Below are 14,885 nucleotides of genomic sequence, written 5' to 3' on the forward strand. Positions count from 1 at the left end.
GGTCTCATGACAGCAGCCTGGTTGCAGGGCCACGGCCGGCTTGCTGCGTCATGGCTTCAGGCTCTGACGCTTGCAGCAGGCAAGGTGCATTAAGGCTGCATAGTCGCTTACTGCACGGGCAGCCTCATCACGGCGCAGCTGTGATGGCAGGTCAAAGACCAGAGCACTGTGAGCAAGTCCTGTCAGCTCCTGATTGCTGACAGAGCTGAAGCTTGCAGACTCTCTGAGCTTTGCCATACGGGCATAGACCTGACCCTGAATGTTTGAGTAAACATTGCAGCAGCGCAGGGCACCTTCGTTCTGGAAGATTTCTGAGCTTTCAATAAATTTATGAGCTGACGGCCTTGCATGAGCACAGCCTGGCTTACGGCCATGGTGTTCACAGGCGGCAGCTACAGTTCCGTAGTGATTGCGTTTTTGCAGTACATCCAGCAGAGCCAGAGGTACTTTAGGGGCACGACAGGAAGTGCTGACTGACAGGTCAGCCAGTTCAGGCATCTCATTGCCTCGGGTAAGGCTAAGGCTGCCGGACTGACGGAGCTCAGACTGGCTGCTCACAATGCCCAGAGCTGAGTTCAAAGTCATGCCGGAGTGAGCAAGGTAATTATTCTGCAAGCCGCTGTTGCCACAGTCTGCAGGGGCTTTCTGGCCGACAGACTTTCCGGCAAGACCGGCTGTGTTCTTCTTGCGGCCACACCTTGCCTTGTCTTTGATTACAGGCATGCTCAGCACTGTGCTCAGTGAGCGGGTCAGTGGCGCAATACTGGTGGCACAGTCTGTGGTGTTCAGTCTTTCCAGAGCTGTTCTTAACTTTCCGGCATTGCGGCTGTGCAGAGTGGTTTTAATCAGGACGTCATGCAGTCTGGCTGCAGGCCTGAAAAACATGCCGGTAAACTCCCTGCGCTGCTCATTGGAGAATCTGAGCTTATGGCAGCTTGCCTGGGAAATCAGGGAAATACGCTTTCCACCCCCGGCAAAAGCAAAGCTGTCAAAGTCACTCTCTTTTTCACTGTCAAATTCACTTCCCAGATAAGCCTCTGAGCCATAATCACGTCCTGTATCTTTATAGTCGACACAGGCACTGTCGGCTGTAGAGCCTTTCTTACTACCGGGGTGCTTCTTACCGCCTGCAGCTGACTCACTGCCTGCAGAGCCACAATCGGTCGTCTCAACGGAGGCAGCCTTACGGCCCTTTTCCGAGCCACCTGCTGCACAGACAGCTCGGCTCTTGGCCTGAGACTGACAGTAGGCCAGAGCTTTCTGACTCTTCTTTTGGCTTTTCTGAGCTGAGCTGTCAGTATCCTGCAGCTCATGAGAATGAGCAGGTTCTACAGACTCAGCAGACTCATATGACTCAACTGAATCAAAAGACTGAGCAGACTGGTCAGCGGTGAGCTCCATGATGTGGGCCTCGCTTTGAGCTTCGCTGTGAGACAAGGCAGAAGTGCCTGCATTCTCACGGGTACTCTCGGTCTGCTGGCCCAGACCAGCTTGGCTGTCCATGTCCTTTACGATGCTGTTGCTGTCGCTGATGGTGTTGCGGGCAACTCCAGTAGCACCTGAGGTGAAAGCTGCAGGGGCCAAAGATACTAAGGTAGAGCTGTGCTTATCCTGAGCGGTGCTGGCCCCTGACTCGGTGTCCATAGCGGCAGTGGCTTCACTGCTGGTGCCGCTGGTACAGTCGGTGTTGTCAGTACAGTCAGTGTTGTCAGTACAGTCAGTACTGCAGGCCTTACCTTCAGGTCGTGAGGTGATGAAGAGACTCAGGCCATTATCTTTACTGAGGTGCTCCTCTTTGCTGTCGCTGCTGCCTGCATCTGCAGACCTGGTGCTGTCTTTTGCCGTGGCATTTTTCTTTTTGAACATAGTGCTGCGGGTACGTCCTGAACCCTTACTTCCATACAGTGAGCCAAAGCCATTGGAAAGGGCTGTCAGGTCAAAGGTGAGGCTGACAGGCTGGCTGTCCTCGAGGTCTGCTGTTCTGACGTTGCTGTTAAGGGCACTGAGGTGGACAGAGCTCTGGTTATCGGCTGTGCTCAGCTCTGTGCTGTTCTCAGTTTCAAAATTCTTACTGTTATCTGCAGTTTTTGCGATTACAGCAGCATGACGGAATTTGCCGTCGGAGAGCTGCAGTTCAGCTCTGTCAGCTGAGCTCTCTGTTGCGGCTCGGTATTTCATGACCATGGCAGAGCTTACTGACTTTACTTTGCGACCCTGTGAGAGCTGCTCAAGCATCATGGCTGAGGTTTTCAGCTTCTCATTACCGACATCGCGATCCAGGCCTGATGAACGGTTGCTGGAGATGAAGTCACGGGCAAAGCTGGCACTGAAATCCGTACGGCCACGGGCTGCTGCCGCACCTCCACATCCTCTGCCAACCGTGGCTTCAGATCGGGTAGAGGAGCCTTCTGAGCTAAGAGAGTAAGGGTCAAATCTGAAGCTGTATGCGTCAGTGTCAGAAGATCTGGTATTGATGTCAGTACCGAGTGAAGCAACAGCAAGGCTGAGCTCATCACTGTACTCTTCGGTAACTGCCCTCTCATCAGTCATGCTATCGGTGCTGCGCAGGGCAAGGTCAGTACCGGTGACAAAGAGTGAAGCCATTACATGGCGCAGGACCTGAGATTCAGGACAGGTACTTCCTGACCAGCGTCTGCCCAGTTCATGAAAGTACAGGGCTGAATGCAGGGCTGCACTTAAGGGCTTATGGTCAGCGTAATGTTCAGGGGAGCTGTCAGCATCGACAGCAGGGTAGACATCTTCAGCAGCATGGTCTGTTTCAACTGCTGCAGTACTGGCATGAGAAAGTCCACAGGTTTCAGGCAAATTGCAGCTCTTTGATGGAGTGGCGTCATGTTCAGCTCGGAACTGGCTGCTCTTTGATTTTGAGGTGGCAGCCTTGCGGATATTGCCCCTTGCTGCAGCTGAGGCTGCAACAGAGCGCTTGCCTTTGCCTGATGACTTGCCTGTCACGCGACACTGAGCGCCGCCAGTTCCCGGGGTATCAGTGGCATCAGTGGCATCCGATGCATCCGGGGCATCATCTGTTTCATCACAGTTACAGGAGCTTTTGCAGCATGCTGAGCCTGCGTAACTGTCAGCATTGTCCTTATCACTGTCAGCTGCGCTGTCACTCATAAGGATCGTTGCAACACTCTTGTCATTGCATATGTCATGGGGGACGCTATGCAGATCAGCCGGGCTCACTGTAAGGTCGGGTGCACTGCATGAGCACGGCACAGGGTGGGCAGCAATGCTGCGGGGATCAGGTACATCCTCTATGGGCTGAAACATGGCTTTTCCTTGAAATCTGTTTGACTGGTATTGGGAGCGGAACCTTTGGTCCTGACTGGTTAATGTTGACGGTTTGAGCTGCATCGTGGCTGTATGAGACAAGGCAGAGATTGTTCATCAGTTATGAGCGGCTCAGTTGTATGTGACGCAATGCTTAGTACCCAGACAGAACTGCATACTGTTATCTCAGTAAAACTGGGAGCCTGTTAGCGCTGTTCGCCATAGCAACGGCTGTACAAGGAGCGTGCTATTAGTTGCTGCGGATAGTGGTGCAGAAATGCCAGGTTGTTACCTGGCTTGCTGCATACTGTCATCTCAGTAAATCTTATGGCGTTTACAGTCCAGCCTGTACAGGCCGGCTTTGCTGATGTCTTGCTGTTGACTGCAAACGTATGCTTTTGAGGGCGAGTATATGCCTCCTGATATTGCTGGCTGACTGGCGCAGCATATGTGAGTAATGAGGAGGACGCAGTGGCTTGCTTGTTGTGGCGCATGCGTCCTGTATGTCTTTTCTGTTGTGGTGGCAGTGCGTTTGATATTTGTCTAATCACATGCAGCTGCAAAGGTTACTGTCATTGTCAGGGCTGCAGGCAGTGCCATGCAGCCCTGATCTTTCACTATTGTCTGCTTCATCAGGAGGTGGGCTCTTACGCCTTGTGCGGGCCCGTTATCTCCTGTGAAGCAGGAAAACTGGTTGTTACGTGGTTAAGGGATTCCCCGCCCCTCATACAGCCTCGGAGGTCTGCTGTCAGAGCAGCATGCCGAAAGTTGGTTTCAAGTGATGGCATGCCCAGGCGGAGGTTAACTGCAATGGAGGTGAATTCTACTGTTATCTTGCACTTTAACTGAAGGAACTACTGTTATCTTCGATTCACCAGGCAGCTGTACTGCTCTGAACGGATACCTGCATGGAGGTCCGTCAGGGCTGTATGGGTAGCTGAGCAACATGCTAAGGGAGAAAGCGTGCTCCTCTCAGCAGGAAAGCGCTTACATTTGCGGTAAGCAACCGTACCCACATGTCGTCTGCTGTCAGACTTAGCTGCCGTGGAGTGCATTCTAATGTCTCAGATCGGTCAAAAACGTGATCTGTCTCACTTTTCTGTCCACGGGTGCGACAAGCCATTTTGGCCGAAGATGCCAAAAAATCCTCTGAATCGTCCTGTTTTTTAGATTGATGAATTTGCTGCAGGTGGCATAGGTACGTCATATCTAGTGCTTTTACGCAAGAACAAAATCAGGCCGTTTTTTCCCTTAAAAAATACTTTTGGCATATACATCTTTTGTTCGGATTTGTGGGTCCAGTCACATTTTTTGCGACGCACACTTTGAGGGCACCCCTGTTAAATTCAAGTAAAGCAGGAAGTGCTTTTAGACAAAGTACATGTTTAAGCGATCTGAGTTTAAACGAACCAGATTACGGTTTTATTCATATGTCAAGGACATCCGGTGCGACAAAAAATGGTTGCCCGTGGCTAACATATGCGGTTTCCGGGGGTAATGGCACCAGCACGGCAGGGGTTGAAGCCAACAATGGTGGATCAGGATGAGTTAGTTTTGGAGATGAACAGGGAGTCGATGGGGCTGAGCATGATTTGATGGGGCTAAGCAGGATACGAGGGGGATGAGCAGGATTTGACAGGGGATTTTGCCATGTTCATACCGGTGGCCTAAGCGCAGGTACAGGCTAATGCCGCTGTCAGGATGTTGATATGGCAGGGATGGTGTTCAGATGAGAGGAGAACAGGGAGAGAGCAGAGCAGAGGAGTGCTATATCAAGTGTCTTGAGGGGTATCGGCGCAAAGCAGTATGCAAGCAATACAGGTGTACATGCGGACTGGTGAGGGCAGGTAAGACGTAAGGGCAAACGTTTCTGCAGGGACGCAAAAGCCCTCAAATCCTTGCGGAAATGAGGGCTTTTAAGCATGTGAGAGCTAAACTCTCTAAGCTGTCATGCGGCTGTTAGCCAAGCAGGGAGAGACCCAGCTGTGGACGGGTGTTAGCCTGCATGAGCATGGAGGTAGCAGCCTGCTGAATGATGGACTGCTGGGACAGATTTGCAGACTCTTCGGCAAAATCTGCGTCACGAATTCTGCTACGGGCATCAGCCTGGTTGGCAGAAACGTTAGCCTGGTTACGGATGGAGCTCTCCAAACGGTTTTGGATAGCGCCCAGGCCTGCACGTGCACTGTCAATCTGGCCGATCATCTTATCCATGGCGTCAATAACATTATCGATATCTGCACCATCGGTTAATTTCAACGAGCCGTTATCCCAGATTTTATTTAGAGTAATACCGGCATTACCTGCAATGTTTGAAAATTTAGCAGCGTCAACATTGAAACTGATGACATCGCCGCTGTTAGCGCCTACCTGCAGGGTTAATTTACCTTGAGCTGTTGCGTTTGCGCCGCCATAAATATCAGTATCCTTACCGCCACCGTCGAGTACTGTCTTGCCGCCGAACTTGGTCTGCTGGGCAATACGGTCGATTTCTGCCTTGAGTGCGTTAGCTTCCTTTGTGAGAGCTGCCTTATCATCAGCAGTGTTGGTTCCGTTACGTGCCTGAACAGCAAGAGTACGGATCTTCTGCAGCATGGATGAGGTCTCATCCATAGCGCCTTCAATGGTCTGAGCTAATGCCAGACCGTCAGAAGCATTTCGGTTACCCTGGTTGAGACCGTTGATCTGAGTTGTCAGTCTGCTGCTGATTTGTAAGCCGGCTGCGTCGTCCTTTGCAGAGTTAATTCTCAGACCTGAACTGAGTCTCTGGTATGTGGTAGTCAGCTGATTCTGTACATTGTTAAGATAGCGGCGGCCGTTAAGGCTGGAAACGTTTGTATTTACATAAACTGCCATGGTTAGTTCCTTTGACGTTAATGTTAGTGCATAGCCATTGCGTCATGGTCAAATCCACGGCTCAACCGGCTCTATGACTTGGTTAACGGCCGTACTTGTATGTAAGTACCTGGACAAATTTAATGCTTTACATATGCATTTTATTAAGCAAACTAGATACTGCGTAAACATTGACAAAGTGGCTTATTTAAGCCGTATTGTCTATCCTTAGACCATGTGGTAATGGCTGTGTAATAGTTTATAATAACCAAATCATTTTAGTTAGTGTGTGCATAATATGCTTGGGTTACCCCAAAACAGGTCAACTGGATAAAATGCAAAAGCCCTCAAATCCTTGCGGAAATGAGGGCTTTTAAGCATGTGAGAGCTAAGCTCTCTAAGCTGTCATGGGGCTGTTAGCCAAGCAGGGAGAGACCCAGCTGTGGACGGGTGTTGGCCTGCATGAGCATGGAGGTAGCAGCCTGCTGAATAATGGACTGCTGGGACAGATTGGCGGACTCTTCGGCAAAATCTGCGTCACGAATTCTGCTACGGGCATCAGCCTGGTTGGCAGAAACGTTAGCCTGGTTACGGATGGAACTCTCCAAACGGTTTTGGATTGCGCCTAGGCCTGCACGCTGGGAATCAATCTGACCGATTAAGTAGTCCATAGCCTTGATGGCGTTTGCTGCAGCACTGTTATTAGTTGCAGAGAAAGTTATCTTGTTGTTGGCATAGAAGTTACCAATCTTTATCTTGCCATTTGCACCTGCGCCATTACCTTGCTCAATCATCTTAGTGGCATCAGCAATTTTGGTAAATTTGGCGTTAGCAACTTCAAAGTCAATGGTATCGCCTTTATTTGCGCCAACCTGTAAGGTTAACTTACCTACTGAGCCTTCTGCATTTGCATAAATTCCAGAATCCTTACCACCATCAAGAATTTTGGCGCCACCGAAAGTGGTCTTTGCAGCAATGCGGTTGATTTCATCAACTAAAGCAGTAGCTTCTTTAGAGAGGGCGGCTTTGTCATCACCAGTGGTAGTGCCGTTATTGGCCTGAACTGCAAGAGTACGGATCTTCTGCAGCATGTTGGTGATTTCGTCCATAGCGCCTTCGGCGGTCTGAGCAAATGCAATACCGTCAGATGCATTGCGGTTGCCCTGGTTAAGACCGTTGACCTGGGTGGTGAGGCGGGAGCTGATCTGCAGGCCAGCTGCATCGTCCTTTGCAGAGTTAATTCTCAGACCTGAACTGAGTCTCTGGTATGTGGTAGTCAGCTGATTCTGTACATTGTTGAGATAACGGCGGCCGTTAAGGCTGGAAACGTTTGTATTTACGTAAACTGCCATAGAAAACACCTTTTGTTGACATCATTGCATAGGATTGGCCGCTTTGTTGTGGAGCGTTCTGGTCCAAGTCGGCTATGTTTGTATTAACGTCCGCGTATACATGTAATCAACGGGGCAGGTTAACTGCCCTGTATATGCAGTTAAGGTTTGCAAATAGATGTCGCAAAAAGCGCCTTTCGCAGGTGCTGATGCACGTGCGCATGCGGACTGGAGCGTAATATGTATTCAAAATACTATCCATCAATCCACGTTTCTGTACACGGTGGTAACAGCATAAACTCTCACAAACATAAAATAATTTAGAGAGTGACTATTCCTGGCAGATTTGGGCACTAATGTCTACTGCACAGGTACAAGATGCTATCTACAATTTGTTTTAGAAAGTAATATTTTCAGAGGGGGTCAAGATTTGAATATGGTTGATACATTGAAATGTGTGTGGGGGTATTCAGATCTGGTGGCGGGAGGGTGGTCAGGTTGACCTGGCGGGAGATAGCCGGAAGTAAAAAGGCCCCGCGCCGCGTGCACGGCGGCGGGGCTGGGCAGCGTAAGCTGCCGGCCGGCTGGCCGGGACTCAGCTTTGCTGAGGCCCGGGCTGGCGGTTAGATGAGGCTGCCGTTGCGCAGCAGCTGTGGGTTGTAGCCGGCGCGCAGGTCGAACAGTGGCTTTAAGGTGGCGGCAAGACGGTTGGCAGCATAGTTGATGTCGTAACGGGCAGCAACGTTGGCGCAGCGCTCAGCAATCTTGTCGTTGAGGATCATGTCAAAGCCCTTGATGAAGAAGGCCATTTCCTCATCGCTAAGGATGTGGGCATGGTTGTCCATAATGGTCTTTGGAGCCTCTACCAGAACACCGGCATCGCCAATAGACTCGCCAAAGCCGGTCTGGTTGGTGGCCAGCACTGGTACGCCGCGTACTACGGCTTCGCGGGCTACAGGCACAATGCCCTCAAAGGACAGGGATGGGGCTACCAGCATCTTTGACTGGTTGAGTACCTCATCAAGGGTGGTTGATGGAGGCAGTACCTCGATAATGGACAGATCCTTTTCGGTAAAGGCAGGCTTGGAACTGTTGCCCTTCTTTAACAGAGCGACCTGCTCCTTGAACTGGCCCTCAGTGGTCTCCAGAACAGTAAATGTGGTGCCCTTGAGCTCCTTGTTCTTGAGCTGAGCAAGACGGATAAAGACGCCAAGACCCTTCTCAAGACATGGATTGACCATAGTAATGCGCTTGCGATCCTTGTCCTCGGCAAGCTTCTCAGGAATGTTGACCGGAGTGAATGAGCCGGTAACTACTGAGTTGATCTTGTGGCTGTTGGCGTACAGGTTGGATACGGCTGAACTGTCGGTAACCACAATATCGATGTTAGGGAAGTTAAAGCGGGCCGGTACTGAATCAAGCAGGGTGTAGACAGTAGGCAGACCACGGCGGTGAGCCTCATCAAAGCACACCATGGAGAGCATGTCGCTGCCGCTGCCCATGACTACATCAGGACGGAAAGCGGAGATAATGGCGCAGAACTTGGCGTAGAAGTTACGCTGCTCCTGAGATGGCATCTCACCCAGGCGGCGGGATTTGGTTCTGATGTAGATGAAGTTGATGTCGTTATCGTTGAGGTTAAAGGAAGTGTCCTCACCCTTGAGCTTTTCTTCGAGATCGGTAAACAGAGAAGTACCGCTGTCCTGAAGGAAGTTCAGGGCGCTTAAGGCTACGATTTCAACGCCACGGGCCTTAAGAGATAACAGCATGTTGCGCATCTGGGTAGCAGATGGGTTAGACGTATCATGAACGCTTAATGGGCTGAGCCAGAGAAGTTTAGGCATTGTTCTTGTTCCTGCAAACTTTTGGTGAGCATGGTGCAGCCCGGGCTCAGGTGCGCTGCTGCGTGGCAGCTGCGTGCCTGAGTGGGCTGGATGCGTGCTGTTATGCTATTTGAGGTAGAAAAGTGGATGATCGCTGCCACGGCTGTTGTACAGCGGAGCCAGGGCATCAAGGGCACGCTGGGTGGCGCGCTCCAGGGAAAGCTGCTCGCGGGCCTTGTCAAACTGCTCGGAGTAGTCGCTCTTGAGGATTTCCTTCAGGGCGTCCATCCATGGTCTGATTTCTTCGTCAGTAGGGATGCTCCAGTGATCCTGACGGCAGTGCTCAGGAGCCTCAAGGCTGATGCCGCAGCCGGCCATGGCCTCGGCAAGACCACCTGAGGTGGAGCACAGTACAGGAATGCGGTTAAGAGCAGCCTCTGAGGTTACACGACCCCAGGACTCAAACCACAGGGATGGAGCAATCAGAGCTTTTGTTACCTTGAAGACAGGGCGCATGTCCTTCTGGGAACCGGCCATGTCCACATTAGGGAAATCAGCTGCAGTGTATGGATGCACATCAGGCTTGTCCTTTTCGTGCAGCAGGGTAACAGTCTGGGAGAAATTGCCACGGCTGTTGATAACCAGGAAGCGCAGATCAGGCATTTCGGTCTGACAGAGCTTGGCCATCTTGGCGAAAATTGGCAGGCCCTTGGCACCTACAGGATTGATGAAGGTGACATATTTAGGGTCACGTTCCGGGCTGATGAGGTTCTCGTGGTTGAGGAAAGCACCGGTAGGGGTAACGTTGATATGGTCACGGCGGGCATAGAGGTCAGCTGTGGCCTGGGAGTCGGTTACCACCAGATCATAGTAGGAGAAGGAGAAATTGCTGTGATTGCCATTGAGCAGCAGGTACACAGTCTTGATGCCACGGCGGCGGGCCTCAATGTTACAGGCCAGCGGAGCCATGCCCGGGCAGTAGCCGAAAATGATGTCCGGCTTGAACTCGTCAAGCACCTCAAGGAAGGTCTCGTAAAAGAGCTGACCCTCATCAAGGGTAAACTGCATTTCTGAGCGGTTGGCACAGCGGGTATAGACGTAGTGGATGCCGTTATCATCGAGGATAAAGGTCTTGTGATCATCCTCGGCAAGGCGCTTTTCCAGATCGCCAAACACCAGGGTACCCGACTTGTTGTCAAAGACAAAGGAAGCGCAGGACCATACTTCAAAGCCGATCTTTGCCAGTGCTTCGAGCATTACCTTGGCGTGAACAGAAGCTCCTGATGAAGTGTCGTGCAGGCTGTAGGGAGACAGCCAGAGAATTTTAGGCATAAAAAAATCCCTTTAAGACCTTAACTGCCTCACTTGTATGCGCCTTATTGTTAGGCGAGGGCCGTGGTGGCTGTCCTCGCGGGCGTCAAATGTGAGTGCAGTATTGCCTGTGTTGCAGCTGCTGTAGCGGCTGCTGCTGATTAAATAGTCAGCCTGTCAGGCAGGGACAGGCTCAGATAAAGCCCCCATGTGCGTTGCAGGGGCTGGCTGTAAACTGTTGGGCGCAAGCCATGCGCGGCACAGCAGGGCGCGCCATGCGCGCTGGCTCTGCCTGGCATGGCTGGCACAGCAAAGCCGGGCTGCGCTTTGCGCAGTCGCTGGCGCGGCGGGAGTTCGCGCAGCGGCAGTTCTGTCTGTAAGCGCTTTGAGCTTATGAGGAGAACTGGATGCTGTTGTTGAAGTGGATGCGGTCGCACATACGGCGTTCGTAGTATGGACGCAGAATCTCAATCAGGCGGTCCAGAGAGCGGTCAACTGCCAGCTCTTCCTGGGCCTTTTTGAGCTGCTCACTCCAGTCTTCCTTGAGCAGACGGTCCAGAGCCTCACACCATGGCCTGATTTCCTCATCATCAGGGATGGAGAAATTGTCGTTGACACAGTGGTCAGGAGGGGCGATGTGAATGCCGGCACCGGCTGTGGCCTCAGGCAGGCCGCCTGAGGTGGAGCTGAGCACAGGAATATTGTTGATAACAGCCTCAGTGGCTACACGGCCCCAGGACTCCCACCACAGTGACGGCGCTATCAGTACACGGGTTACGGCGTAGATAGGCTTCATGTTGTTGGTGGCCGGGGTCATGTCGACATTGTCAAAGTCGCGTGGCTTGAAAGGATGCTCGTCCTTATTGTCCTTGGTATGCAGGTACTGAATGTTCTCTGCAAAGTTGCCACGGCTGTTGACCACCAGAAAGCGCAGATCAGGGTGAGCCTTCTGGGCCCACAGAGCGATACGGGCAAAGATGCCCAGCCCCTTTTCAAAGCTTGGGTTGATAAAGGTTACATAGCTTGGATTTTCTCTTTTGGCTATGAAACGCTCAGGATCAAAGATCTCGCAGGCCGGAATCATGCGGATACGGTCACGGTTGCGGTAGAGCCTTTCTGATGCTTTGGAGTCAGTAAGGATAATGTCGGTATCAGGGAAGGCATAGTTGCCGTGATTGCCATTGAGCACAGGATAGACAGTGTAGATACCACGACGCTTTGCTTCGGCAAAACAGGTCATGGAAATCATGCCGGTACCAAAGGCCATGACAAAGTCAGGGCGGAAGCGGTCGAGCACCTCACAGTACACCTTGAAGAACAGCTCCATGTCATCAAGAGTCTGCTCATGCTCAAAGGTGGAGCGGCAGCGGGTATAGACGTAATGAATGCCATTGTCGTCCATTTCAAAAACAGACTTGCTGGAGTTCTTGAGCGTCTCCTGCAGATTGTTGAACAGACGGGCACCATCAGGTACGTCAAAGATAAAGGATGAGCACGACCATACCTCAAAACCACGTCTGACCAGACCCTCAAGAGTGGTCTTGCAGTGAATGGAAGCACCTGAGGAAATATCATGCAGACTGTATGGAGACATCCACAGAATTTTAGGCATAGCGAAGTCGTCCTTGCAAAAAGAAAAACAAGCGCAACAGTGCCGCGCTAAAGCACATCATACCAGAGCCTGAACACTCAGGCACGGCCATCAGGCCACCAGGCCCGTAAACATCACAGTGCCGCCATGGCCCGGTGGCGCCAGCGGCCAGCTGACGGCGTGGGCCGCAGGGTGGCCAGGGCCGTCAGGCCACTGGCAGGGTCAGTCTTTGCTGGCGCTGGCCTTAAAGACAGTGAATTTGGTGGAGCTGGCCAGGATCTCAACCTTGTCAAAGGCCTCGTTGAGAGGCTCTTCGTAGTGCAGACAGTTGTTGCCCACCAGATAGAGCACGCCATCGGCAGTCAGATGCTCGCGGGCATGAGCAATCATGTTGAGAGTCTGGGCTGTAGTACGACTGGCACCCTGGTGGAAAGGCGGATTGGTGGCAATGACCTTAAACTTGCCGCCTGGAATACTGATGCCTGCAGCCTCAAAGTCACCTGCCTCAGGGAGCATGTTGGCAGCCATGACCTTAATGTCCTGGCCGTTGCTGGCAGCATTGCGCTGGGCCGCGCGCAGGGCAGTGGCACTGATATCAGAGCACACAACTGAGGTCAGGCCTCGGGCGGCCAGTGACAGGCCAATAATGCCGCTACCGCAGCCCAGATCCAGTACCGGATCAGTTGGGGCAATGGTGCACTGAGGCAGTGACTGCAGCTTTGCGGTGCTCAGGTCAGGGGCCAGACCGGCAGGGCCGGCATCCTTGCCGCAGGCATTGAATGCCGCGCCGCTGGCTGAGCCGGCCTGGCCGGCTGCGTCAGCAGCGGCTGGCTCTGGCGGGGTAATGCTCAGGTCGCGGTGCATGGCGTTGAGCAGCATCAGGGTGCCGCCATCGAGCTCACCCTGGCTGAACAGGCCGTGGCTCTGCTCAAGCTCCAGGCCGCCATAGCTGACAGTGCGCAGGTTACCCGGGGAGGCAAAGCGCGCGCCCTCGTGTGGTACGGCTGAAAATACGGTGCATTTGCGGGCAGTATCGAGCTTGTAGCAGTCAGCCTTGCCCTTGACGAGGCTGTCGGCGCTCTTGCCACCCATGGAATTGGCGCCAATGAGCAGTATGGTGCCGCCCGGAGTCAGGTGGTCCTGCAGGGAGAAGAGCAGATTCTGGGACAGGCTCTTGGTCTTGTTTAAGAACAGTACCAGTACCTCAACAGGCTCAATGTGCTCCTTAAGGCGCTCATCTGCGCAGTCAGCAAAGATAAGATGCACATGCTTGCGGGTAATGCTCTCAAAGTCAGAGCGGCCCAGCTTTGCGCCCATCATGGCGCTCAGGCCCTGAGCTGTTTCAAAATTGTCAGTGACTACCCAGGCCTGCTCAGTGCCAATTAACTGAGGCAGTATCTGCATGGAGGTGATCTGTCCGGCAATGAGTACTTTCTTGTGCTCCCAGACAGCGCGGTTGCGCTCAAAAACCTCTACTAAAGGATCATCAGCTTTCACGTGCGGCCTCCACTTTATAAATCGGCGTTAATGTCATTGAAGTCAAAGTCTTCAAACTTCTTTGAGCGACGCTTGTCGCCCTTTTTGCGGCGGGCCGCAGCGGCTTTGGCTGCCTTGATGGAGCCCTGGCCCTCGCCGACAGTGGCGCCCTGGCTGTCGGTGCCGACGGTGCTGTCGGAGCTGGCTGCGCCAGCGGCATCGGCCGCTGCAGCAGCCGCTGCGGCTGCCTGGGCGTAGCTTTCAGGGCTGGTCTGAGCCAGCTTTTCAAGGCGGCGGCTGTGACGCTCGCTCTGGCTGCTCTCCAGCTCGCTTTCGAGTTCCTCAAGGGAGCGCTTGCTCTGCAGGGCCTTAGCCAGTCTGACAAAGACCTCAAGGGAGAGGTCCTCGGCACGGTCATCAAGATTGATGCCCATGGAGCTTAGCTCTTCGGCGCTGAACAGATTGCTCAGGGAATTACGTATGGTCTTGCGGCGGGCAGCAAAGGCTGTAGTGGTAATGCGGTTGAGGAAAGGTGACAGAGCACGCTCCTCAGGGCTCAAATCTTTTGGCAGCAGACGTACTACAGCTGACATGACCTTTGGCGGTGGCACAAAGGATGATGGCGGTACGGTCAGTACCGGGACCACACGGGCATGGAACTGGGCCATTACAGTAAGACGGCCATAGTCCTTGGAGCCAGGGCCTGCTGCAAGGCGCTCAACCACTTCCTTTTGCAGCATGAAGTGCATGTCAGAAATGTTGGCAAAGCTCAGCAGATGGAAAATCAGCGGGGAGGTGATGTTATAAGGCAGATTGCCAAAGACACGAATCTTCTGACCACCATTGAGCTCACCGAAGTTTACGCGCAGGGCATCAGCCTCAATGAGGTTGAGTCCCTGTAAAAACGGATGATGACGCAGTCTTTCGGCCAGATCACGGTCCAGTTCCACGGCAGTCAGGGCATGGGTACGCTCAAAGACCGGTCTGGTCAGCGCCGCATGGCCCGGGCCGATTTCAACTAAAAACTCACCTTCCTTAGGGTTGATGGCATCAACAATGGAATTGATGATGTGATCATTTACCAGGAAGTTCTGACCAAAGCGCTTGCGCGCTTTCATATTTGGTGGAGGAGGCAGGGCCATAAAAACTCGTCCGTCGCTGAAGGATAAACCACTGTGCTGCCCACGGCCCAAAGGCTGACACCTTAAGGGCCATAAAAAAGGC

The 14,885-nt window shown here is 52.7% G+C and carries 7 protein-coding genes and 1 pseudogene; all 8 read right to left on the bottom strand.

The features are described from left to right. Positions 1-48 precede the first annotated feature (48 nt). Complete coding sequence (locus MXE39_RS04455) at positions 49-3,138, bottom strand: hypothetical protein (RefSeq protein WP_246977579.1); 3,090 nt, start codon at positions 3,136-3,138, stop codon at positions 49-51. A 2,115-nt stretch (positions 3,139-5,253) separates the two neighbouring features. Next, entirely contained in the window at positions 5,254-6,150 is an 897-nt protein-coding gene (locus MXE39_RS04460; protein ID WP_246977578.1) for a flagellin, read from the bottom strand. A gap of 395 nt (positions 6,151-6,545) precedes the next feature. Next, positions 6,546-7,481 (bottom strand): flagellin, encoded by a 936-nt coding sequence (locus MXE39_RS04465; protein ID WP_246977577.1) that lies wholly within the window; start codon positions 7,479-7,481, stop codon positions 6,546-6,548. A 602-nt stretch (positions 7,482-8,083) separates the two neighbouring features. After that, a complete protein-coding gene (locus tag MXE39_RS04470) occupies positions 8,084-9,304 on the bottom strand; it encodes a glycosyltransferase (protein WP_246977576.1) in 1,221 nt (406 codons plus the stop codon). 105 nt (positions 9,305-9,409) lie between these two features. After that, positions 9,410-10,615: a hypothetical protein gene (locus MXE39_RS04475; protein WP_246977575.1), complete on the bottom strand. Its 1,206-nt coding sequence runs from the start codon at positions 10,613-10,615 to the stop codon at positions 9,410-9,412. A gap of 370 nt (positions 10,616-10,985) precedes the next feature. Continuing rightward, positions 10,986-12,206, bottom strand: coding sequence for a glycosyltransferase (locus tag MXE39_RS04480; protein WP_246977574.1), 1,221 nt, complete (start codon positions 12,204-12,206; stop codon positions 10,986-10,988). Between the two features lie 201 nt (positions 12,207-12,407). Then, positions 12,408-13,682, bottom strand: coding sequence for a methyltransferase (locus tag MXE39_RS13075; RefSeq protein ID WP_246977573.1), 1,275 nt, complete (start codon positions 13,680-13,682; stop codon positions 12,408-12,410). 350 nt (positions 13,683-14,032) lie between these two features. Next, positions 14,033-14,803 (bottom strand): annotated as a pseudogene (gene rsmA / locus MXE39_RS04490) (16S rRNA (adenine(1518)-N(6)/adenine(1519)-N(6))-dimethyltransferase RsmA); the annotation flags it as partial. Between the last annotated feature and the right edge of the window lie 82 nt (positions 14,804-14,885).

This window comes from Anaerobiospirillum sp. NML120511, from assembly GCF_023050955.1.
In the GTDB taxonomy this organism is placed as follows: domain Bacteria; phylum Pseudomonadota; class Gammaproteobacteria; order Enterobacterales; family Succinivibrionaceae; genus Anaerobiospirillum.

Coding starts and splice junctions, on each gene's coding strand:
- MXE39_RS04460 (WP_246977578.1), bottom strand. CDS start 6,150: ATGGCAGTTTATGTAAATACAAACGTTTCCAGCCTTAACGGCCGCCGC.
- MXE39_RS04455 (WP_246977579.1), bottom strand. CDS start 3,138: ATGAGTGACAGCGCAGCTGACAGTGATAAGGACAATGCTGACAGTTAC.
- MXE39_RS04470 (WP_246977576.1), bottom strand. CDS start 9,304: ATGCCTAAACTTCTCTGGCTCAGCCCATTAAGCGTTCATGATACGTCT.
- MXE39_RS04480 (WP_246977574.1), bottom strand. CDS start 12,206: ATGCCTAAAATTCTGTGGATGTCTCCATACAGTCTGCATGATATTTCC.
- MXE39_RS04465 (WP_246977577.1), bottom strand. CDS start 7,481: ATGGCAGTTTACGTAAATACAAACGTTTCCAGCCTTAACGGCCGCCGT.
- MXE39_RS04475 (WP_246977575.1), bottom strand. CDS start 10,615: ATGCCTAAAATTCTCTGGCTGTCTCCCTACAGCCTGCACGACACTTCA.